Annotated in this window: 18 protein-coding genes; 3 read left to right on the top strand and 15 right to left on the bottom strand. The window is 71.5% G+C overall.

The annotated features are described in order from the left end of the window. From GH747_RS16155 to GH747_RS16145, 3 genes are read right to left on the bottom strand one after another with little or no spacing between them, the layout of a single operon-like run. Complete coding sequence (locus tag GH747_RS16155) at positions 1-1,560, bottom strand: aldehyde dehydrogenase family protein (protein ID WP_205602985.1); 1,560 nt, start codon at positions 1,558-1,560, stop codon at positions 1-3. Continuing rightward, positions 1,500-2,807, bottom strand: coding sequence for an acyl-CoA dehydrogenase family protein (locus GH747_RS16150; protein WP_149770653.1), 1,308 nt, complete (start codon positions 2,805-2,807; stop codon positions 1,500-1,502). Before GH747_RS16150 ends, GH747_RS16155 begins: the two co-directional genes overlap by 61 nt. Before the next feature lie 10 nt (positions 2,808-2,817). Further along, positions 2,818-4,122: a flavin reductase gene (locus tag GH747_RS16145; RefSeq protein ID WP_228552975.1), complete on the bottom strand. Its 1,305-nt coding sequence runs from the start codon at positions 4,120-4,122 to the stop codon at positions 2,818-2,820. A gap of 177 nt (positions 4,123-4,299) precedes the next feature. On the opposite strand from GH747_RS16145, the gene GH747_RS16140 reads away from it, so the two are divergent. After that, positions 4,300-5,004 carry a GntR family transcriptional regulator gene (locus GH747_RS16140; RefSeq protein WP_163695687.1) on the top strand — a complete coding sequence of 235 codons (705 nt, stop codon included), beginning with the start codon at positions 4,300-4,302 and terminating at the stop codon, positions 5,002-5,004. A gap of 51 nt (positions 5,005-5,055) precedes the next feature. Here GH747_RS16140 and GH747_RS16135 read toward each other — a convergent pair whose 3' ends face one another. From GH747_RS16135 to GH747_RS16115, 5 genes are read right to left on the bottom strand one after another with little or no spacing between them, the layout of a single operon-like run. Beyond that, positions 5,056-5,826: an energy-coupling factor ABC transporter ATP-binding protein gene (locus GH747_RS16135; RefSeq protein ID WP_149770650.1), complete on the bottom strand. Its 771-nt coding sequence runs from the start codon at positions 5,824-5,826 to the stop codon at positions 5,056-5,058. After that, positions 5,823-6,494, bottom strand: a complete 672-nt coding sequence (gene cbiQ, locus GH747_RS16130; RefSeq protein ID WP_149770649.1) for a cobalt ECF transporter T component CbiQ — start codon at positions 6,492-6,494, stop codon at positions 5,823-5,825. Before cbiQ ends, GH747_RS16135 begins: the two co-directional genes overlap by 4 nt. A gap of 1 nt (position 6,495) precedes the next feature. Then, the gene (locus GH747_RS16125; RefSeq protein ID WP_205602984.1) at positions 6,496-6,843 is read right to left on the bottom strand and encodes a PDGLE domain-containing protein; all 348 of its coding nucleotides are present in this window, start codon (positions 6,841-6,843) and stop codon (positions 6,496-6,498) included. Beyond that, the gene (locus GH747_RS16120) at positions 6,840-7,532 is read right to left on the bottom strand and encodes an energy-coupling factor ABC transporter permease (RefSeq protein WP_149770648.1); all 693 of its coding nucleotides are present in this window, start codon (positions 7,530-7,532) and stop codon (positions 6,840-6,842) included. Before GH747_RS16120 ends, GH747_RS16125 begins: the two co-directional genes overlap by 4 nt. A gap of 26 nt (positions 7,533-7,558) precedes the next feature. Then, the gene (locus GH747_RS16115; protein WP_149770647.1) at positions 7,559-9,238 is read right to left on the bottom strand and encodes a carbon-nitrogen hydrolase family protein; all 1,680 of its coding nucleotides are present in this window, start codon (positions 9,236-9,238) and stop codon (positions 7,559-7,561) included. Between the two features lie 75 nt (positions 9,239-9,313). On the opposite strand from GH747_RS16115, the gene GH747_RS16110 reads away from it, so the two are divergent. After that, on the top strand, positions 9,314-10,711 hold the full coding sequence (locus tag GH747_RS16110; RefSeq protein WP_163695684.1) for an MFS transporter: 1,398 nt from the start codon (positions 9,314-9,316) through the stop codon (positions 10,709-10,711). A gap of 184 nt (positions 10,712-10,895) precedes the next feature. Here GH747_RS16110 and GH747_RS16105 read toward each other — a convergent pair whose 3' ends face one another. From GH747_RS16105 to GH747_RS16095, 3 genes are read right to left on the bottom strand one after another with little or no spacing between them, the layout of a single operon-like run. Continuing rightward, positions 10,896-11,480, bottom strand: a complete 585-nt coding sequence (locus tag GH747_RS16105; protein ID WP_149770645.1) for a hypothetical protein — start codon at positions 11,478-11,480, stop codon at positions 10,896-10,898. After that, the gene (locus GH747_RS16100; RefSeq protein ID WP_149770644.1) at positions 11,477-12,142 is read right to left on the bottom strand and encodes an isochorismatase family protein; all 666 of its coding nucleotides are present in this window, start codon (positions 12,140-12,142) and stop codon (positions 11,477-11,479) included. Before GH747_RS16100 ends, GH747_RS16105 begins: the two co-directional genes overlap by 4 nt. Beyond that, a complete protein-coding gene (locus tag GH747_RS16095) occupies positions 12,142-13,350 on the bottom strand; it encodes a CaiB/BaiF CoA transferase family protein (RefSeq protein WP_149770643.1) in 1,209 nt (402 codons plus the stop codon). Before GH747_RS16095 ends, GH747_RS16100 begins: the two co-directional genes overlap by 1 nt. Positions 13,351-13,425: 75 nt before the next feature. Here GH747_RS16095 and GH747_RS16090 point away from each other — a divergent pair, with 75 nt between their 5' ends. Next, a complete protein-coding gene (locus GH747_RS16090) occupies positions 13,426-14,322 on the top strand; it encodes a hydroxymethylglutaryl-CoA lyase (RefSeq protein ID WP_205602983.1) in 897 nt (298 codons plus the stop codon). A 28-nt stretch (positions 14,323-14,350) separates the two neighbouring features. Here the strand turns inward: GH747_RS16090 and ffh are convergent, their stop codons facing one another. From ffh to GH747_RS16070, 4 genes are all read right to left on the bottom strand, one after another. Then, a complete protein-coding gene (gene ffh, locus GH747_RS16085) occupies positions 14,351-15,907 on the bottom strand; it encodes a signal recognition particle protein (RefSeq protein ID WP_149770642.1) in 1,557 nt (518 codons plus the stop codon). A 272-nt stretch (positions 15,908-16,179) separates the two neighbouring features. Continuing rightward, on the bottom strand, positions 16,180-18,432 hold the full coding sequence (locus GH747_RS16080; protein WP_149770641.1) for a [protein-PII] uridylyltransferase: 2,253 nt from the start codon (positions 18,430-18,432) through the stop codon (positions 16,180-16,182). Further along, positions 18,429-18,767: a P-II family nitrogen regulator gene (locus GH747_RS16075; RefSeq protein WP_149770640.1), complete on the bottom strand. Its 339-nt coding sequence runs from the start codon at positions 18,765-18,767 to the stop codon at positions 18,429-18,431. Before GH747_RS16075 ends, GH747_RS16080 begins: the two co-directional genes overlap by 4 nt. Then, positions 18,764-20,137 (bottom strand): ammonium transporter, encoded by a 1,374-nt coding sequence (locus tag GH747_RS16070; protein ID WP_149770639.1) that lies wholly within the window; start codon positions 20,135-20,137, stop codon positions 18,764-18,766. Before GH747_RS16070 ends, GH747_RS16075 begins: the two co-directional genes overlap by 4 nt. Positions 20,138-20,346 lie beyond the last annotated feature (209 nt).

The raw sequence follows: 20,346 nt of genomic DNA, 5'->3' as shown, positions 1-20,346 counted from the left end.
TCATCGTCCGTGCAGCGCGAAGCTGCCCTCGACGCCGACGACGCGTGCGCCGGTGAAGAAGCGGATCGTCTCGAGGGTGCCCTCGTCGCCCATGCCGGAGATGCCCCAGGCAGGACGCGGCGTCATCAGGTGGAGGCTCATGATCGACGAGCCGTTCACCTTGACCTCGCCTGCGCGGACCCGCCGTGCGACCGCGAGCGCACGATCGGTGTCGCCACCGAAGACGTAGCCCTCGAGACCGTACGGGGTGCCGTTGGCGAGGGCCACGGCCTCGTCGTCGGTCTCGTAGGTGTGCACCGTGGCGACCGGGCCGAAGATCTCGTCGACGGCGTCCTTGGAGTCCACGCCGCGGACCAGGGTGGGGGCCAGGAACGTGCCGTCCTCGGGAACCGTCGTCGACGCGTACGCCCGTCCGCCGGCCGCGGCGAGCCGGTCGAGCTCGGCACGCAGCCGGGCGAGGTGGACCGAGTGCACGATCGGACCCAGGTCGGTCTCCTGGTCGAGCGGGTCGCCCGTCCGCAGCTCGGCCAGGCGTCCGACGACGCGCTCGAGGACGTCGTCCGCGAGGCTCTCCGGCAGGACCAGCCGACCGAGCGCGCGGCACCACTGGCCGTTGAGGGTCGTCAGGAGGTCCACGGCGGCGCGCGCAGCGTCCTCAGGGTCGGCGTCGTCGAGCACGACCAGGGCGTTGTTGCCGCCGAGCTCGAGCTGGAGCGCGGTGTACGAGGCGGCACAGGCCGCCGCGATGGCGCTGCCTCCGACGTGACCGCCGGTGAACGACACCGCACGGATGCGCGGGTCGTTGACCAGCGTGCCGCCGACGCCCGGACCGCCCTGCAGGAGCTGGAAGACTCCCGGGTGGGCACCGGCCTCGGCGAGCACCGCGGCGACGGTCTGACCGAGCACCGTCGTCGCGTACGGGGCGTACTCGCTCGGCTTCAGGATCGTCGGGCAGCCGGCTGCGAGCGCGCTGGCGACCTTGTGCGCCGCCATCGGGGCAGGGGCGTTCCACGGGACCAGGCACAGGGCAGGGCCGAGCGGAAGGTGGTGCACCTCGACGGACGCGCCGTCAGCTCCCTCGACCTCGTCGAGCAGCGCACCCGACCGCAGCATCTGTGCGGCGAGGTGGAACGCGCCCGGCACGATCACGCCGACGACCGAGGTCTGCCGCACGGGCACACCGGTCGCGAACGACTCGAGCGCAGCGAGCTCACCGAGCTGCGGCTCGAGGGCCGCGCCGATCCGGTCGAGGATGTCGGCGCGAGCCTCCGGGGCGAGACCCGACCAGGTCCCGCCGACGTACGCCTCGTCGGCCGCAGCCAGCGCGCGCTCCACCGACGCGGCGTCGCTCGCCGCGGCTGCGGCCAGCGTCTCGCCGCGGAACGGGTCCTCGAGGACGAGCTCGAGCGTCTCCGCGGGGACCTGCTGCTCCCCCGCCACGATCTGGACGATCTGCGGGAGCGCCGGTGTCACGGACGGAGCGTCCGTCGAGGTGCTCGTCATGCCTTCGCCGCCGCTGCGGCCGCTGCCGCCGCTGCCGGTGTCGTGAGTCCAACCCATGACTCATCTTCGACCAGCATGCGTGCGAGGTCGAGCTGACCCCGCTCCGACGGGAACGCCTGCACGAGACCCATGGCGGTGTCGCGCATCGCGCGGCCGATGACGTTGTCCATCAGGGCACCCGACGTGCCGCACATCTTCATGGCGATCGTGGCGACGTCGAACGCGCCGTCGCAGATGGTGCCCTTGGCGAGCTTCCAGCTCTGCACGACCTGCGCCTTCGGGAGGATCGGGACCTCGGCGGCCTCAAGGTCGGTCTGGCGGCGCAGCCACAGGTGCACGTCGGTGAGGCGCTCCTGGCCGCGGCCGATGAAGACCTGGTGCATGGGGCTCGACGCGATCGGCTTGCCGGTGTCGGCGAACTTCGCCTTCATAGTCCGCTCGAACGCGTACTCCCACGCACCGCGGGCGATGCCGGCGTAGATGGCGGTGATCGCCACCTGGTTGCCGACCCACGAGCCGCGCGACATCTGCGTGGAGCGGGCGAAGCCACCGGGCACGACGAGGGCGTGGTCGTCGGGGACGAACGCGCTCTCCATGACCAGGCCGTTGTTGTCGGAGGCGCGCATGCCGAGGCCCTGCCACTGGTGGCGGGGGCGGACGCCCTCCTGGTCGCGCGAGACGAGGAACAGGCTGAGGCCCTCGACGCCGTCGATGTCGGCGCGGCGCGCGGTGACCAGGTAGAAGTCGGCGGTGCCGGAGAGGCATCCGAACGACTTCTCGCCGTCGAGCAGCCAGCCGCCCTCGGTCCTGGTGGCGGTCGTCGAGATGAGGACGTTGGCGTTGCTCGCCTTCGCCGACTCGCTCGCGAAGTTGGCGAGGCACAGCTTGTCGCGGCCCATCATGAAAAGGACACGCTCAGCGAAGGTGCGGACCTCGTCGACCTCGTCGTCGGCGAACAGGCCCTCCTCGATCGCCGCGAGCGGCAGGAGCCCGCGCGAGGAAGCCGAGCAGTGGAAGAAGTAGGCGAGGGCGGTCGAGCCGCACACGGTGCCCAGCGCGTACGTGGTCGCGACGAGGTCGCGCAGACCGCCGCCGAGGCCGCCGTACTCGCGCGGCACGACGAGGCCGAGCAGGCCCGCGTCGGCGAGCAGCTTGATGTGGCCGGGCGGCAGCTCGCCGCGCGCGTCGGCGTCAGCGGCGGCGTCGCGGATCGTGGGGAGGATCGACTCCACCCGGGCAGCGCGCTCGCGCTCGTCCGGCGTCAGGTCGGGGAAGAGGTACTCAGCGGTCAGCGTGGCCGACATGGCGCGGCTCCTACGGTGTGGGCAGTGGGGTTGGCTGGGGCGGGGTCGCCGGCGCGGCGACCCCGTTGGTGCGGAGGGCTGGGATCTCGCCGGAGGTGCCGAGATGCTCCCGGACCCGGTCGGCGAGCCTCCCGAGGGCGACGGCGTCGACGGGGGTGTCGACGTCCAACGTGCCCAAGAGGCGTACGAGGTCCTCGGTCGCGACTGCGCCGTCGAGCCCGCCGAGCGTGGTGTCGAAGTGGTGCACACCGCTCTTGAGGGCCGTCAGCGCCTTGACGAGGCCCAGGCGGTCGTTGTCGTGGAGGCGGACACGCAGCGGGACGGGTCGGGCGATGCCGACGGCGTCCTGGAGCGTGGCGCGGACCTCCAACGGAGTGGCAGCGCCCCGCGTGTCGTCGAGGCAGATCTCGGTGGCACCCGCCTCGATCAGGGTCTCGACCGCCCACAGGAGTGCGTCGCGGTCGGCCATGGTGAAGGCGTCCCGCAGGATGACGACGCGCCCGTCGGTGTCGAGGTTGCCGGCGGCCTGGATCAGCTCGGCCGCCCGCTCGAGGCCGTTGCCGTCACGGGCGTCCGCTCCGAGCTCGATGACGCCGACGCCGCGGTCGACGGCCTCGCGGGCCTGGTCGGCCGACGCCACCATCGCGGTGCACTGGCGCGCGTCGGTGAGCATCGCCCCGTTTCGACCCAACGAGGGCGGGGTCAGCGACGAGCCGGTCGGGAGCGAGAGGTCCAGGACGCGGGTGCGGACACCCGTGGCGCGGACCCGCTGCTCCGTACGGCGGATCCACTCGCCGTCGGCGCCGTGGCCGGTGAGCGAACCCACGAGTCGGCTGTCGGCCAGCGTCGCCACGTCGGGGAGGACGTCGGCGAACTGGCCCCAGCCGCGGGAGTGGAACAGCAGCGGTGCCGTGCGGCGGGCCGCGTGGCCGGCGAGGACCTCGCCGACGAAGATCGTGTGGTCGCCGCCCGGGTGGGCGTGGACGACGCGGCAGTCGAGCCAGCCGAGGCTCGAGTCGAGCAGGGGCGCGCCCGTCTCGGCCGTGGACCAGGTCTCGCCTGCGAAACGGTCCACCTCGCCGGTCTGACCCGCGAACCGGCGGGCCACCTCGGCCTGGTCCTTCGCGAGCACGCTGACGCCGAAGAAGCCGGTCGACTCGATCAGCCCGTGGCTGAAGAGCTTGCGGTCAAGACAGATCGAGATCAGCGGCGGATCAAGACTGACGCTCGAGAACGAGCTGGCAGTCATCCCATGGCGCCTCCCGTCGACGACGGTCGTCACGACAGTGACCCCACTGGGCCATTGGGACAGCACGTCACGGAACGTCGCTGCTTCGACCACGAGACACCTCCTACCTACCGGATGGAAAGAATATACAATATCGACTATGCCATCTGGCAAGGGGAAACTCGCTTCTCGTGGCTACCTGCTGTCAGAATCGCGATGATCTACGATTTGACCGGACCCATCCGTCAGCAGCAGGAGCACAGCATGGCCCGACGAGGCAGCAGCCGGACCAGTCGACCGATCGCCCACGTGTCGCTCGTCGACCGCGTGACGAGCGAGCTCCGGGCGTCGATCCTGACGGGCGAGATCCAGCCGGGCACCTCGGTGTCCATCGTGGAGCTGTGCGAGCTGTACGACGTCAGCCACATCCCCGTCCGGGAGGCGTTGCGCCGGCTCGAGAGCGAGGGCATCGTCAGCCTCCGCCCCGGCCGCTCCGCGCTCGTCGCGGCACTGAGCGCCGACGACCTCACCGACATCTACCGGCTCCGGCGGCTGATCGAGGGAGACCTCGCCGTCCGCGCCGCACGCCAGATGACCGACGAGCGGCTCGCCGAGGCCGAGGAGGCACTCGAGGAGTACGTCGCCATCGAGCGCGAGCCGGCGGCGCTGGCAGCGGCGCACCACCACTTCCACGCCACGCTGCTGGCGGACGTGATGGGTGCGGCCGACAAGAACGTGCTCGACCTGCTGTGGCACTCGGCCGACCGCTACCTGCACATCACGATGGCCGACCTCGACCACGCTCCGGAGACCAAGGAGCAGCGGATCGACGAGCACCGCCTGCTCCTCGAGCTGGCGCGCGACCGCAAGGGCCCGGAGTTCAAGAAGGCCTGGATCGACCACCTCAACGGCAGCGAGAAGTCGCTGATGGCCGCGCTCGAGCGGCGCGAGGTCTCGGCGAGCGCCTGACGGGGTGGGCGAGCAGCCCGTCGTCCTCGCCCGTCAGCCCGGCCCGGCAGCTCAGCGACGCGCGGCCATGGCTGCGCGCGGGTCGAACCCGAACGGCAGCTCGAGCCGGTGCCGTGCCATGAGCGCGGAGTCGGTGAGCACGTCGACCGTGGGTCCGTCGGCGGCGATCACGCCGTCGGACAGGATGACCGCCCGCTCGCAGAGCTGAAGCGCGTACGGAAGGTCGTGCGTGACCATCAGCAGCGTGACGTCGAGCCCGTCGAGCGTCTCGACCAGCTCTCGTCGCGCCGCGGGGTCGAGGAACGTGGAGGGCTCGTCGAGCACGAGCACCTCCGGCCGCATCGCCAGCACGGTCGCGAGCGCCACTCGCCGGCGCTGGCCGAGCGAGAGGTGGTGCGGGGCCTGGTCGATCGCGTCGAGCATCCCGACCAGCTCGAGCGCCTCGACGACGCAGCGTTCGAGCTCCTCCCCCCGCACGCCGTAGTTGGCCGGCCCGAAGGCGACGTCGTCGCGGACCGTCGCCATGAAGAGCTGGTCGTCGGGATCCTGGAACACGATGCCGACCCGGCGCCGGATGTCGCGCAGATGCTTCTTGCCCACCGGCATGCCGGCAACGGTGACCGTGCCGGCCCCGGCGGTGAGGATCCCGTTGAGGTGCAGGGCGAGCGTCGTCTTGCCGGCTCCGTTCGGGCCCAGCAGCGCGACCCGCTCGCCGCGTGCGACGGTCAGGTCGACGCCGTACAGGACCTGACGTCCGTCGGGATACGCGTACGCGAGACCCTCGACCTGGAGCGCGGGGCCCGGCTGCGTCGTGGTGCTCACCGCCGCCCCTCCCCTTCGTAGCCGCGCGCGAGCATGGCCAGGTGCACACGCTCGCCCCGATCGTACGCGCGGACGAACAGCGCGCCCACGGCGCGCGCCTGCACCCACCAGGACGAGAGCGAGCGCGCCTGGAAGCCGCGCGACTCGCGCGCGATCCGCATCCGCCGCATCTCCGACGACACGACGTCGAGGTAGCGGACCATGAACGTCACGATCTGCACCAGCTGCGCCGGCACACGCAGCCGGGCAAGGGCGCCGGGGAGCTGGTGCGGCTCCGTCGTCGCGGCGAGCGTGAGCGAGGCGATCACGCTGATCGTGCCCTTGACGAGCAGGCCCCAGGCCGCCCACAGGCCGGCCTGCGAGAGCGACAGCCCCGCCACCTCGATACGCGGGCCGACGGCGACGAACGGCATCAGCACGGCGAAGACGACGAAGGGGAGCTCGACCACCATCCGTCGGGCGATGTAGCCGAACGGGACGTGAGCGACGGCGATGACGACCACGAGCACGGCGAGGTACGCCGCGAAGGCGGCGACCCACTCGCGCGGCGTCGCGACGACCACGAGCACGAAGCCGACGAGCGCTGCGACCTTGTGGTGCGGAGCGGCTCGGTGGACGGCGGAGTGCGTGTGGAAGTACAGCGTGTGCCCGTGGCTGCCGTCGGCCATGTCAGGACTGGGTCGTCTCAGCCTGGGCCGGACGGCGCAGCATGCGCCCGATCCCCATCGCCAGGAGGAGGACGGCCGCGCACCCGACCAGTCCGGCGAGGCCGCCGGACAGGCGCGCGTTGTCGATGCCCGCCACCGCGTAGTCGGCGAGCGGCCAGTCGGCGAAGCGGTGCTCGGTCGCCGAGTCGAGGAAGCCCTGCGTCCCAGCGACGTGCTCGAGGCCGTCGGGGCTGCCCGACGCGTAGAAGCTGACGATCCCGGCGGTAATCGCGGCGAACGCGATCATCACGATCACGAACACCTTCGTCGAGACGCGACGGGTTGGTGTCGGGGCTGCGGACGTCGTCACAGGACTGCTCCTTCGCGGATCTCCAGCGGAGTGGTCGCGACCACGTCGCGAGCGCCGTACACGAGGTCGGGTCGTAGGGCGATGACCGCGCTGACCACCAGGCCGGTGATGACGGCCTCGCCGATGCCGATCAGCGAGTGCCAGCCGACCATCGCGGCGGTCAGGGTGTCCAGCGGGATCGGCGCCTGCCCGCCGACGGCGTACAGGCCGACGAACGCGAGCGAGGCCACGGGGACCGAGACGAAGGCACCGAAGGCAGCGGCAACCGGCACCGACGGCAGCCGCTTGGGGAGCACGGCGCGCGCGGCGAGGAACGCGAGCCAGCCGGCGCCGACACCCACGACGGCCATCAGCGTGATGTTGGTGCCGAGCGCCGTCACGCCACCGTCGGCGAACAGCAGCGCCTGCACGACCAGGACGACCGACACGCACATCGCGGCGGTCGCCGGCCCGACGAGCACGGCAGCCAGCGCACCGCCGAGCAGGTGGCCGCTGGTGCCGGCACCGACCGGGAAGTTCACCATCTGCGCAGCGAAGATGAAGGTCGCGACCAGGCCGGCGAGCGGCGCGGTGCGGTCGTCGGGCTGCTCGTGGCGCGCGCGCTTCATGGCGTAGGCGAGCGCACCGACGGCGATCGCGCCGGTGGCCACCGACGTCGGCGCGTCGAGGAATCCGTCTGGGACGTGCATGGTGTTCCTTTCGTTCGCTCGGTCTGTCAGGCCGAGGCGTGCTGCGGGGTCGCCGCGCGGACGAGCGAGTCGGCGAGGGCCCAGGGGCGCCCGTCGACCACGTCGGTCCCGCGGCTGACGAAGCGGTTGGTGGCGCACTCGGGGCGCACCGTCGCGAGGGTCACGGACTCGGTCGCCACGAGGGGCTCGGGGCGGCTGATGATCCCGACGAAGGGTCCGTCCCACTCGCTCCAGAGGGTGAAGTCGCCGGAGAGCGGGATGACCGCGCCGGCGCCGTGGTCGGTCCGGCGGCTCGCGACCGCCACGTTGAGGCGGTTCTCGGCGGCGCGCTCGAGGAGCATCAGATCGATGTCGTGGGCACCCGCGACGGTGAACGGGACGGCGACCACGTCAGCGTCCTTCAGCGCGGCGAGGCGGAACGTCTCGGGGTACAGCGCGTCATCGCCGACCACGACCGCGAGGCGGCCGAAGTCGCGCTCGACCACGACGAGATCGTCGCCGAGCCGGGTCGCCCAGTCGGCGTGACGGGCACTCGTGTGCAGCTGCGGCTGACGCGCGACCTCGCCGCGAGCGTCGAGGACGAGGCCGACGTGCTGGTCGTCGTCACGCACGGAGGTCACGGCGATCGCGTCCGTGCCGGCGAGCGCCTCGACGACGGCCTCCTCCGTGAAGCGCGGGCCCACCGGGTCGACGACGCCGTCGACCCAGGCCGCCAGCTCGGGGAGCACGACCAGCCGCGCGCCTGCGGCGACGGCGTCACGGAGCAGCCCGAGGACGTCGTCGTCGGCGGGCGAAATGACGGCGGTCACGAGCTCCGCGGCGCCGGCCGGCGCCGTACGTCCGCGGGGTGCCTCGACGATCGGGCCGTACAGCTCGGGACGGCGCGAGGCCATCACGTCGGTCCCGTCCGTACGGCGCTTGTCGTCGGCCGCATCGACCTCGATGTCGGCGACGACGACGGCCTCGCCGGTGCGAGGGGCGATCGCGACGACGGTGCCGTCCGGCGCGACGATCTGGCTCTCGCCCGCACCGTGCAGCAGGTCGACCGGAACGCCGACCGCCTGGGCGACGGCCTCGATGCTGTGCTCGGGGACGAGGGGGCCGACCTTGTTGGCAGCGACCACCCACACCTTGTTCTCGACCGCGCGCACCGGGACGTGGAGTGTGGCCTCGTCGAGCGCGAAGGAGTTGATGCTGTTCAGGAGGATCTGGGCACCGTCGACGGCCAGCATCCGCGGCGTCTCGTAGATGACGCCGTCCATGCAGGAGTAGAGGCCCATGCGGCCGAGCGGCGTCTCGATCACCGGGGACGCCTCGACGGCGGGGTCGATGTGGTCGCGCTCGCTCCCCATCAGCACCTGCTTGTCGGTCGTGGCGAGGATGGAGCCGTCCGGACCGATGAGGATGTTGCTGCCCGTGGTGCGGCCGTCCTCACGCGCCAGCGTGCAGTTGGCCATCAGGTAGATGCCCCGCTCGGCGGCCTTGGCGGCGAGGGCGGAGACGAACGGGCCGTCGAGCGTCACCGCCATCCGCCGGGCGTGCGCGCGGTCGGCGTACCAGGAGACGTGGTTGCCGAACTCAGGGAGCACGACGACCTGCGCGCCCTGGGACGCGGCCTCCTCGGTGAGGCGCAGAGCGGTGGCGAGGTTCTGCTCGACGTCCTCGGACGCGGCGAACTGGACAGCGGCTACTCGAACGACGGTCATGGCCAAACCATATATTCTTCTACGATTTTCTCCTACACTTACCCCATCATGATCCACGACGAGAGGCACCCAGACATGTCGGACTCCCCCGTCGATGACCGGACGCCCGGATCGGACGGCGATTCCCCGACCGTCCCAGCGACCGCGTCCCTGGTCGCGTTCGCGGGTCGCGGTCCAGTCGAGGTGGACCTCGCGAAGCCGGTGCCGTTCGGCTGGTGGGCAGCGATCGTGGTCGCGCTCGTCGCCTTCATCGACCGTGTCGAGGTCAACCTCGTCGCCGGTGCGCTCCCTGCGATCCAGGACCACTTCGGCTTCAGCGACACCTGGGCCGGGGCGATCCCGACGGCTGCGGCGATCGCCGGCGTCGTCCTGCTCCTGCCCGCGGGCCGGCTCGCCGACACCGGCCGGCGCTCGACCATCATCGGTCTGGTCGTGCTCGCCTGGGCCGCCTGCTCGATCATGAGCGGTCTCGCCACGACGTTCGCCCTCTTCTTCATCACCCGGATCCTCCTCGGCGCCGCGGGTCAGCTCTACAACCCGCCGGCCTCCAGCCTGCTCGCCGACTACTACCCCGGCTCGGCGCGCGGCAAGGCGTACGGCATGGAGCGCGCCGGCTACTACATCGGCCTCCCGGTCGGCGTCGCCCTCGGCGGCGCGGTCGCCGAGGCGTTCGACTGGCGGTCGGTGTTCTTCATCATCGCCGTCCCGGGCCTCCTCATCGCCGTGCTCGCCTTCACGCTGCGCGAACCCGTCCGCGGCGTCGGCGACCGGATCGACCGCCTGCGCGCAGGCGTCGCGGAGGTCGAGGCGACTGCCGCGACCGACGCCCCGCGTCAGTCGGTGACCAGCGAGGCGCGCGCGCTCCTGCGCATCCCGACGCTGCGCGGCGTCATCATCAGCCTCTGCCTCCTCTACCTCGGGCTCGGCGGCCTCTTCTACTGGCTGCCCACCCTGCTCGAGCGCACCGAGGACCTCGACGCCGCGGCCGCCTCGGGCCTGGCCGGCGGTGTCGGTGGGACCGGCATCGTGATCGGCATCATCATCGGCAGCCGACTCGGCGACAAGTACCACCGCGTACGCGCGGGCTGGCGTGTGCGCGTGAGCCTCGGCTTCCTGTTCCTCGGCGCCGTCGCCATCACCGGGGTCGTGCTGCTGCCGGGCCTGGGGATCCGCCTCACGCTCGTCGCCATCGCCTGCGTGGGCTTCGCCGGCGCCATCCCCAACCTCACCGCAGCCTCCGCCGACGTGGTCCCAGCGACGCAGCGCGGCATCGGGTTCGCGCTCCTGCAGTTCCTGACGACGCTGGGCGGCGCCCTGGGGCCCCTGATCATCGGCATCGTCTCCGACACCACAGGCTCGATCAACCTCGCGTTCCTGGGACTCCTGCCCCCGCTGTTCGCGAGCGTGCTGGTCCTGCGTGCGATCTCCTCGTCCTACGACGAGGACGCCGACAGGGCGCTGGCGCGCGACTGACCCGAGGTGGCCCGGGTCCGCGTGCACAGACCCGGGTCACCTCGTCCCAACTGAAGCACCGCCTGCGCGCAGCTGTCTGCCCGTGTCTGTCTGTCCGTGCCTCCTGCACGCAGACATGGAACGACGCCGCTGCTCAACCCCGGGGGTTATCGGCCGAGCAACGGCGTCGCGTTCGTGGGATCGATCAGATCCAGTGGCGGACCACGACCTCGCCGCTCACCTCGGGCGCAGCGTCACCGGCCGCGACGTGGGCCCACTGGCCCGTCGCGAGCCACACGAGGTCGACGTCGTTCTCGAACGTCCGCCCGGCGGCGTCCTCGAGCACCTCGACGAGGCCGGGGAGGGCGTCGCTCGGCTCGCGCCGCAGCTCAGCACCGACCGGCAGGACGGAGATCGACCCGGCCTCCGCCTCGTCCAGCACGTCCTCGGTCCAGCCGCCCGGCGCACCGGAGAACCACACGAGCGCACGCGTCTCGCCGGTGGTCGCCGTGTCGGCGCGGGTGGCCTTCGGCTCGACGACCAGCAGGTGCCCGGGCGTACCCGTGTGCCCGCTCATCGTCAGCGCGCCCGACAGCACGAGCATCTCCTCGCCCGCGGGCTGGTAGCCGGTCTTGGCTCGGCTCCATCCGGCGGGGAAGCGGACGAGCACGGTGCGCGAGTTGCTGTCCGTCGCGCTGCGCAGCATCACCATCTCCGCCGGCACGTCGGCCCCGGCGGGCGAGAAGCTGTTCCAGGCGAGCGCATCGTCGTACAGGTCGGTCACGGTCACGGTCGGACTCCTTCAGCGGGGGTGGTGACGAGGTGGTCGAGCGCGTCGTCGAGGGACACGACGTCGGCGTACTTCGCATCGAGGTCAAACAGGTTGTGGTCGTGGGTGACCGCGTCGCGGTCTCCGCACGCCTCGGCGACGACGATCGGCTTGAAGCCGTGCTGCAGTGCGTCGGTCGCGGACGCCCGGACGCACCCGCTGGTCGAGAACCCCGTCACGAGGACGGAGTCGACCCCCATGGTGCGCAGGGTCGACGCGAGCGACGTCCCGAAGAACGCCGACGCGTACTGCTTGGTGACGACGACCTCGCCGGGAGCCGGCGCGGGCTCGGGCGGGAAATCACCGCCGGGAGCCCCGTCGACGAAGGCGGCCAGGGCGGGCACCTTCGCTCCGAACAGGCCGGCATCGGCCATGCCCGGCTGGAAGCGCACGCAAGTGAAGACCACGGGGTGGCCGGCCGCGCGTGCGGCGTCGACGAGCTGGCCCGCCGCCTTGCGGGCGCTCTCGAACCGGCCGCCGGCGTCGGACAGCGGGGAGTCCGGGTCGAGGTACGCCTGGACCACGTCGATCACGAGCACGGCAGGGCGCGAGCCGTAGCCGACCTTGCCGCGGAACCCCGCGGCGACGTAGTCCTCGTCGCGAGAGTCCTCGTCGCGCGACATCAGATCACGCCCGCACCGGACAGCTCGGCGATCTCGTCGGCACCGAGGCCGAGCAACCCGCCGTACACCTCGTCGTTGTGCTCACCGAGCTTCGGGCCGACCCAGCGGACCGAGCCGGGCGTGCCCGACAGGCGCGGGACGACATTGGGCATCGCGAGGGTGCCGAAGGCCTCGTGCGGGACGCGGACGATCGCCTCGCGCGCCTCGTAGTGCGGGTCCTCGAGCATGTCCTCGGCGCGGTAGATCCGGCCGGCGGGCACCCCACCCTCGTGGAGGAGCTGGAGCAGCGCATCCGCGTCGTGCTTGGCGGTCCAGTCGGCGATCCGCTGGTCGAGCTCCTCCTGGTTCGCGCCGCGCGCACCGTGGGTCGCGTACGAAGGGAGCTGCTTCCACTCGGGCTCCCCCATCAGGTCGGCGAGGCGCCCGAAGACCGAGTCCTGGTTGGCCGCGATGAGGATCGTGTGCCCGTCGGCCGTCGGGTAGACGTTGCTCGGGGCGACGTTCGGGAGGATCGGCCCCGTGCGCTCACGCTGGTAGCCGGCGACGTCCCACTCGGTCACGAGGCTCTCGGTCATCGCCAGCACGGCCTCGTAGATCGCACTGTCGACGATCTGCCCCTCCCCCGTACGCTCCCGGTGCAGGAGCGCGGCAAGGGTGCCGACAGTCGCGTGCGTGGCGGCGAGCGAGTCGCCGATCGAGAGGCCGGTCCGCGACGGCGGACGGTCGGGCTCGCCCGTGATGTAGCGAAGACCGCCCATGGCCTCGCCGATCGAGCCGTAGCCGGCGCGCTCGGAGTACGGGCCGGTCTGGCCGTAGCCGCTGACGCGGACCAGGATGATGCCGGGGTTGCGCTCCTTGAGGCGCTCGTAGCCGAGGTTCCAGCGCTCGAGCGTGCCCGGGCGGAAGTTCTCGACGACGACGTCGGCGTGCTCGACGAGGCGGAGGAAGAGCTCCTGGCCGGCCTCCTCGCGGAGGTTGAGGGTCACCGAACGCTTGTTGCGTGCCACGATCGGCCACCACAGCGAGTGGCCGTGCGGCTTCTCGCGACCCCACTGGCGCATCGGGTCGCCGACACCCGGCGGCTCGACCTTGACGACGTCGGCACCGAGGTCGCCCATCAGCTGGCCGGCGAAGGGACCGGCGAGCAGCTGACCGGCTTCGATGACGCGTACTCCGGCGAGGGGGCCGGTCGGTTGATCCTGAGGCATGCAGTGATCGTATATCAGATAGAGTCTGGTCCTCTAGGGACGTCGAAAGACTGTGCTTTCTGAAAGGATCGACCCGTGCCCGACATCGAGATCGTCGAAGTAGCCCCGCGCGACGGCCTGCAGAACGAGAAGAAGATCCTCCCGACCGAGGTCAAGGCCGATCTCGTACGGCGCAGCCTCGATGCCGGACTCCGTCGCCTCGAGGTCACCGCGTTCGCGCGCCCGGACCGCGTCCCCCAGATGGCCGACGCCGAGGACCTGATGGCCCAGGTCCGCGACGACCCCCGTCTGACATCGATCGGCCTCGTGCTGAACCGGCGCGGCCTCGACCGCGCGATCGACGCCGGCTGCGACGAGGTGACGGTCGTCGTCGTCGCCTCCGAGGGCCTCGCGCTCCGCAACCAGGGTGTCGGCACCGCCGCGCAGATCGAGGCGTGGCACGCCATCGCGCCGGTCGCGCGCGCCGCCGGTCTCGGCACGTCCGTCGTCGTCGCCGCATCGTTCGGGTGCCCGTTCGACGGCGAGGTCCCGAGCGAGCGGGTCCTCGAGGTCGTCGAGGGCGTCCTGGCGGATGCCCCGGACGAGATCGCACTGGCGGACACGATCGGCGTGGGCGTCCCGGCCCAGGTGCGTGAGCTCGTCACCGGCGTCAAGGCCCTGGCCCCCGACGTACGCCTGCGAGCGCACTTCCACAACACGCGCAACACCGGCTACGCGAACGCGCTCGCCGCGATCGAGTCCGGCGTCACCGTGCTCGACGCGTCCACGGGCGGGGTCGGCGGCTGCCCGTTCGCGCCCGGGGCGACCGGCAACATCGCGACCGAGGACCTGCTCTACCTGCTGCACCGCTCGGGGTATGCGACAGGAGCCGACCCGGCGCTGATCGCCGCGACCGGCACGTGGCTCGCCGGCGAGCTCGGGCTCGCGCAGGCGCCTGCGCAGATCGGGCGTGCCGGGTGGTTCCCGGCCTGACCGGCGCCGCGCCGCCCGTGGCGGCGGCCTAGAAGAGGTCCCGGATCTCCTTGGGGATCTCGATGTCGTCGCCCTTCGGGGTCCCGCCGAAGCCGAACGCCGCTGCGCCGTCCTGCTTCGGGGCTGCCGGCTCGGCCTGCGCAGCCGCGGCACGCTTCGCGGGGTTGCCGGAGACGCGGCGCCCCTTGGCCTTGCCCTTCTGCGCCTGCTGGCGCGCACCAGCACGCTTGCCGCCCATGCCGGGCATCCCCGGCATGCCGGGCATCCCGGGGATGCCGCCGCCCTTGGCCATCTGCTGCATCATCTTGCGCGCCTCGAAGAAGCGGTCGACCAGCTGGTTGACATCGCTGACCTGCGTGCCAGAGCCCTGCGAGATGCGCTTGCGGCGGGAGCCGTCGATCAGCTTCGGGTTCTTGCGCTCGGTGGGCGTCATCGACTGGATGATCGCCTGGATCTTGTCGATCTCGCGCTCGTCGAAGTTCGCGAGCTGGTCCTTGATCTGACCCGCACCCGGCAGCATGCCGAGGATCTTGGAGAGCGAGCCCATCTTGCGGACGGCCTGCATCTGCTCCATGAAGTCTTCGAGGGTGAAGTCACCGGTCTTGCCGGCGAGCTTCTCGGCGGCCTTCTGCGCCTGCTCGGCGTCGAACGCCTTCTCGGCCTGCTCGATCAGCGTCATCATGTCGCCGAGATCGAGGATGCGCGAGGCCATCCGGTCCGGGTGGAAGACGTCGAAGTCGGTGAGCTTCTCGCCGTTGGAGGCGAACATCACCGGACGACCGGTCATCTGGGCGATCGAGAGCGCGGCGCCGCCTCGGGCGTCGCCGTCGAGCTTGGAGAGGACGACGCCGGTGAAGTCGACGCCCTCGAGGAACGCCTCGGCGGTCCGGACCGCGTCCTGGCCGATCATCGCGTCGACGACGAACAGGACCTCGTCGGGGCTGGTGGCGTCGCGGATGTCGGTCGCCTGCTTCATCAGCTCCGCGTCGATGCCGAGCCGGCCGGCGGTGTCGATGACGACGACGTCGTGCAGGGTACGGCGGGCCTCGGCGACCGCGTCCTTCGCCACCTGGACCGGGTCACCGACGCCGTTGCCGGGCTGGGGGGCGTACACGTCCACACCTGCACGCTCGCTCACCACCTGGAGCTGGTTGACGGCGTTGGGGCGCTGGAGGTCCGCGGCGACCAGCAGCGGCGAGTGGCCCTGGCCCTTGAGGAACAGGCCGAGCTTGCCCGCGAGGGTCGTCTTGCCGGCACCCTGGAGGCCCGCGAGCATGATGACCGTCGGCGGGTTCTTCGCGAGGCGGAGGCGACGCGTCTCGCCACCCAGGATCGCGACGAGCTCCTCGTTGACGATCTTGATGACCTGCTGGGCGGGGTTCAGCGCCTGGCTGACCTCGGCGCCGCGGGCGCGCTCCTTGACGCGGGCCACGAACTCCTTGACCACGGGCAGCGCGACGTCGGCCTCGAGGAGCGCCACGCGGATCTCGCGCGCGGTGGCATCGATGTCGGCCTCGGACAGCTTGCCCTTGCCGCGAAGGTTGCGGAAAGTGCTCTGCAGGCGGTTCTGGAGTGTGTCGAACAAGACAGCCGTTCCTCACAGGTGTCGTGACCGCCGCGGACGTGCGGCGGTGCGCGTTCCAGCCTAACGGCTCGCCGGTAGCCCCGGCCCCGCAGGCGGCACGCGACACCTCCCTCCCCCGCGCGCGGTAAGCCTGGTCCCACCCGGCCGAGCGCGCGGTGAGCCTGGTCCCACCCGGCACTCACGCCCTAGGACCACACTCACCGCCACGCCGTACGGCGCCGCCGTGGGACCACACTCACCGCCACGCCGTACGACGCTGCCGCCGCGCAGGCTCAGAGCGGGAGTGCTCGCAAGCGGGCGACGAGCCCGTCGGCCTGCTCCGGGGAGAGCGCGCCGCCAGCGCCGACCACGTAGAACACGTCCCGCGCCTGCGGCCCGAAGGTCGACAGGTGGGCGGAGCGGATGCTGTATCCCTCACGGCTGATCGTCCGCGCGACGGCCCACACGAGCCCGCGCTGGTCCTGCGCACGGACCTCGACCACCGCTGCCGAGGTCGACGAGTCGTGGTGCAGCATCACCTGCGGGCGGCCCGCAGACGCATCCGCGCTCAGCGTCAGCCGGTCCTCGAGGGACAGGGCACCGCTGAGGACCTGGCTGATCCGGCGTCGAAGGCGTCCCGGGTCCACGTCAGGGTCCGCGACCTCCCAGAGGCTCGTCGCGACGCCGCCGCCCTCGACCAGGCGGGCGGACCGGATCTGCTGACCAGCCACGCTGAGCGCGCCCGCGAGGTCGGCCAGAAGGCCGTCGCGGTCGGCTGCGGCGATCTGCACGAGCGACCCGTCGTGATGGGCTGCGACGTCGAGCGTGAACGGCTCGCTCGGCAGCGTCGACGACGGGGGCGGGAGCGCCGCGGGCCAGCCTGCGTACGACGGGTCGTCCAGGGCGGTCTCGTCTCCGAGGACTGCGCCGACCTTCGCGACGAGACCGCGGACCAGTCCCGAGCGCCATGCCGACCAGGCCGCAGGGCTGGTGGCCCGCGCGTCGGACTCGGTGAGGGCGGCCAGCAGGTCGAGCCGGTCGACGTCACCGACGAGCGCGGCGACCCGGGCCGCCGTGTCGGGATCCTCGATGTCGCGCCGGGTGGCGACGGTCGGGAGCAGGAGGTGCCAGCGGACCAGGTCGGCGACCGTGTCCGCGTCGGCCGGGTCGAAGCCCCAGCGGACGGCGACGTCCCGTGCGATCGGGGCACCGACCTCGCTGTGGTCGCCGTCACGACCCTTGCCGATGTCATGCAGCAGGGCAGCGACGGCCAGCAGGTCGGGGCGAGCGACGGTCCGCATGAGGCCGGTCGCCACGATGACGGCCTCGACGCTGTGACGGTCGATGGTGAAGCGGTGCACGGGCGACGACGACCCCCGCAGCCGGATCGGCGCCCACTCGGGGAGCCACCGGTCGACGAGGCCCGCCAGATCGATGTCCTCCCACACGGGGACGAGCCCGGGTCCCGCCGTCAGCACCTCGACGAGGAGCCGCTGCGCCTCCGCGGACCAGGGTTCGGGCGGCACGGCGCCCCGCGCGAGGCGCACGGCAGATGCCGACGACAGCGGCAGACCACGGCGTACGGCCTCGCCGACCGCGCGCAGGGCGACCAGCGGGTCGTCCTCGGGGTCCGGCGACCCGGTGAGGACGATCTCATCGCCGAGCACGGCGACGCCCGGGGCTACCGGGTCGAGGCGCGGGCCCGGCGCGGAACGGCTCCGGGGACGGTCCACAAGCACGGCGTCGACCCTCCGCCACGTCGTGGTCGCGAGATGCGCGGTACGGCGCCCGAGGTCGCGAACGTGCAGGTCGAGCTGGTCAGGGGCGAACCCCATCGCGGCCGCGACCTCGACCACGAGCTCGGGCGTCAGCCGGTCGGTGGGGCGCCCCGCGACGTCGTGGAGGACGTCTCGGACGTCGAGCATCGCCGCGCGCAGCGCCTCGAGCTCGCGGTGAGGGACGTCGACCAGCCAGCTCGCGACAAGGGCGCGCATCACGGTGCCGTCGCGCAGCCCTCCCCCAGACTCCTTGAGATCCATGATCGCCGACTGGGCGATCCACCCCGCTCGCTCCACGCGGTCGTGGACGGACCGCTCGAGCTCCGGCAGACGGTGCCGGGCTGTACGGCGCCAGGCCGCCAGGACCTCCGACCGCAGCGCCGTCACGGCGGCCACGTCCCCCGCGACCGCTCGTGCGTCGAGCATCCCGAGGGCCGCGCGTACGTCGTCGGCGGCCGTCGCGAGCATCTCGGCATTGCTGCGTACGGCGTGGTCGAGGGCGACGCCGTCGTCCCACAGCGGGTACCAGATCTGCTCCGCCACTCCCGCAACGAGCTCGGCCGGGGCGTCGTCGGCGTGGACCAGGACGACGTCGACGTCGCTGAACGGCGACATCTCCCGACGCCCGTACCCCCCGACGGCGACGAGCGCGAGGCCGCGTCCGCCTGCCTCGGGCAGATCGGACACGGCCTTGGTGAAGCAGTCACGAAGGCGCCGGTCCAGGGCGTCTGCCCTGGACCGGCGCCGATCGCTGAGCTCCTCGGTCAGAGCGCCGCCTCGTCCTTCTCACCGGTGCGGACCCGGACCACGGACTCGACGGGGACGACCCAGACCTTGCCGTCACCGATCTTGCCGGTGGCAGCGGCCTTGACGACCACGTCGACGACGTCCTTGACGTCCTCGTCCTCGGTCACGATCTCGACGCGGATCTTCGGGACCAGCGAGACGTCGTACTCGGCGCCGCGGTAGACCTCGGTGTGGCCCTTCTGACGGCCGTAGCCGCTGGCCTCCGTGACGGTCATGCCGGTGATGCCGAAGGTCTCGAGGGCCTCGCGGACCTCTTCCCACTTGTGCGGCTTGATGACCGCGGTCACGAGCTTCATGCCTTGGCTCCTTCAGGGGTGGTGGTCAGCGTAGCGGCCACGGCCGGGCGGGCGACGCCGGAAGCCGGCGCGAGGTCGTACGCGGACTCGCCGTGCTCGACGAGGTCGATGCCCTCGACCTCGTCCTCCTCGGCGACGCGCCAACCCATGACGGCCTTGATCGCGAGGCCGATGATCAGCGTGAAGACGGCCGACCACAGGATCGCGAACGCGGCGATCGAGAGCTGGACGACGAAGAGCTTGATGCCGTCGCCGTAGAAGAGGCCGCCGTTGACCGCGAGGAAGCCGATGCCCAGGGTGCCGACGATGCCGCCGACCAGGTGGACGCCCACGACGTCGAGCGAGTCGTCGTAGCCGAGCTTGAACTTGAGGCCGACCGCCAGGGCGCAGAGGGCACCGGCGACAAGGCCGAGGATGATCGAACCGACCGGGCTGAGCGCGCCGCAAGCGGGGGTGATCGCGACGAGACCGGCGACGATGCCCGAAGCGGCACCCAGCGAGGTGGCCTTGCCGTCGCGGATCTTCTCGACGACGAGCCAGCCGAGGATCGCAGCGGAGGCGGCGACCGCGGTGTTGACCCAGACGAGGCCCGTCTCACCGGAGAACGCGGTGGCGTAGGCGATCGAGTTCTCGATGAAGCCGTCAGCGCCGGAGGAGATCGGCTCGACGCCGGTCGCATCGACGTACGAGCCGACGTTGAAGCCGAACCAGCCGAACCACAGGAGGCCGGCGCCGAGCATCGTCAGCGGGAGGTTGCCCGGGCGGGTCGGCTCCTTGCCGAAGCCGCGACGCTTGCCGATCAGCAGGACCAGGATCAGCGCAGCGACACCGGCGTTGATGTGGACGACCGTGCCGCCGGCGTAGTCGATCGGGGCGACCGTGGCGGCCCCGTCGGTGGTGCCGAAGATCATCGCGGCGAGGCCGTCGGCGCTGCCGGAGAGGAAGCCGCCGCCCCAGACCATGTGCGCCAGCGGGAAGTAGGCGAGCGTCACCCACAGCGGCAGGAAGACCAGCCACGACGAGAACTTCACGCGCTCGGCCAGAGCACCGCTGATCAGCGCAGCGGTGATGATGGCGAACGTCGCCTGGAACGCGACCGAGATGTAGCCGGTGCCCTCGACGCCGTCGAGCCCGAAGAGCTCGAACGGGTTCGCGAACAGCTGTCCGACGTCCTCAGAGCCGTAGGACATCGACCAGCCCCACAGCACGTAGACGACCATGACAACGCCCATGGCGCTGAACGACATCATCATCATGTTGAGGATGGACTTGGTACGCGTCATCCCGCCGTAGAAGAGCGCCAGGGCCGGCGTCATCAGAAGCACGAGCGACGCGGAAGTCAGGATCCAGGCTGCGTGGCCGGTGTCCATGGAACCTCCAGGGTTAGGTAACTGAGACATGCCGGCGCTCGAACCACGGTGTCCGGTGACGGCTTCGTTGACGTTGAGATTCGCGGACCTTCGTTTCGGAGCGAGCGACGGTCTGTTTCGTCGAGGTGACACTTCCCCCGGTTTTGTTACGTCGAGATTTCCCCGGTTGCCGTGGCCGCGAAGCTGTGCGGTTCGACGCTGAACCCCGG

It is taken from the genome of Mumia xiangluensis (assembly GCF_010994095.1).
Lineage (GTDB): Bacteria > Actinomycetota > Actinomycetes > Propionibacteriales > Nocardioidaceae > Mumia > Mumia xiangluensis.
The sequence above is the reverse complement of the archived record's forward strand: the minus strand, read 5'-3'. Positions and strand labels throughout refer to the sequence as shown.

Coding starts and splice junctions, on each gene's coding strand:
- GH747_RS16155 (WP_205602985.1), bottom strand. CDS start 1,560: ATGGGTTGGACTCACGACACCGGCAGCGGCGGCAGCGGCCGCAGCGGC.
- GH747_RS16115 (WP_149770647.1), bottom strand. CDS start 9,238: ATGACCGTCGTTCGAGTAGCCGCTGTCCAGTTCGCCGCGTCCGAGGAC.
- GH747_RS16120 (WP_149770648.1), bottom strand. CDS start 7,532: ATGCACGTCCCAGACGGATTCCTCGACGCGCCGACGTCGGTGGCCACC.
- GH747_RS16100 (WP_149770644.1), bottom strand. CDS start 12,142: ATGTCGCGCGACGAGGACTCTCGCGACGAGGACTACGTCGCCGCGGGG.
- GH747_RS16110 (WP_163695684.1), top strand. CDS start 9,314: ATGTCGGACTCCCCCGTCGATGACCGGACGCCCGGATCGGACGGCGAT.
- GH747_RS16075 (WP_149770640.1), bottom strand. CDS start 18,767: ATGAAGCTCGTGACCGCGGTCATCAAGCCGCACAAGTGGGAAGAGGTC.
- cbiQ (WP_149770649.1), bottom strand. CDS start 6,494: ATGGCCGACGGCAGCCACGGGCACACGCTGTACTTCCACACGCACTCC.
- GH747_RS16140 (WP_163695687.1), top strand. CDS start 4,300: ATGGCCCGACGAGGCAGCAGCCGGACCAGTCGACCGATCGCCCACGTG.
- GH747_RS16150 (WP_149770653.1), bottom strand. CDS start 2,807: ATGTCGGCCACGCTGACCGCTGAGTACCTCTTCCCCGACCTGACGCCG.
- GH747_RS16095 (WP_149770643.1), bottom strand. CDS start 13,350: ATGCCTCAGGATCAACCGACCGGCCCCCTCGCCGGAGTACGCGTCATC.
- GH747_RS16070 (WP_149770639.1), bottom strand. CDS start 20,137: ATGGACACCGGCCACGCAGCCTGGATCCTGACTTCCGCGTCGCTCGTG.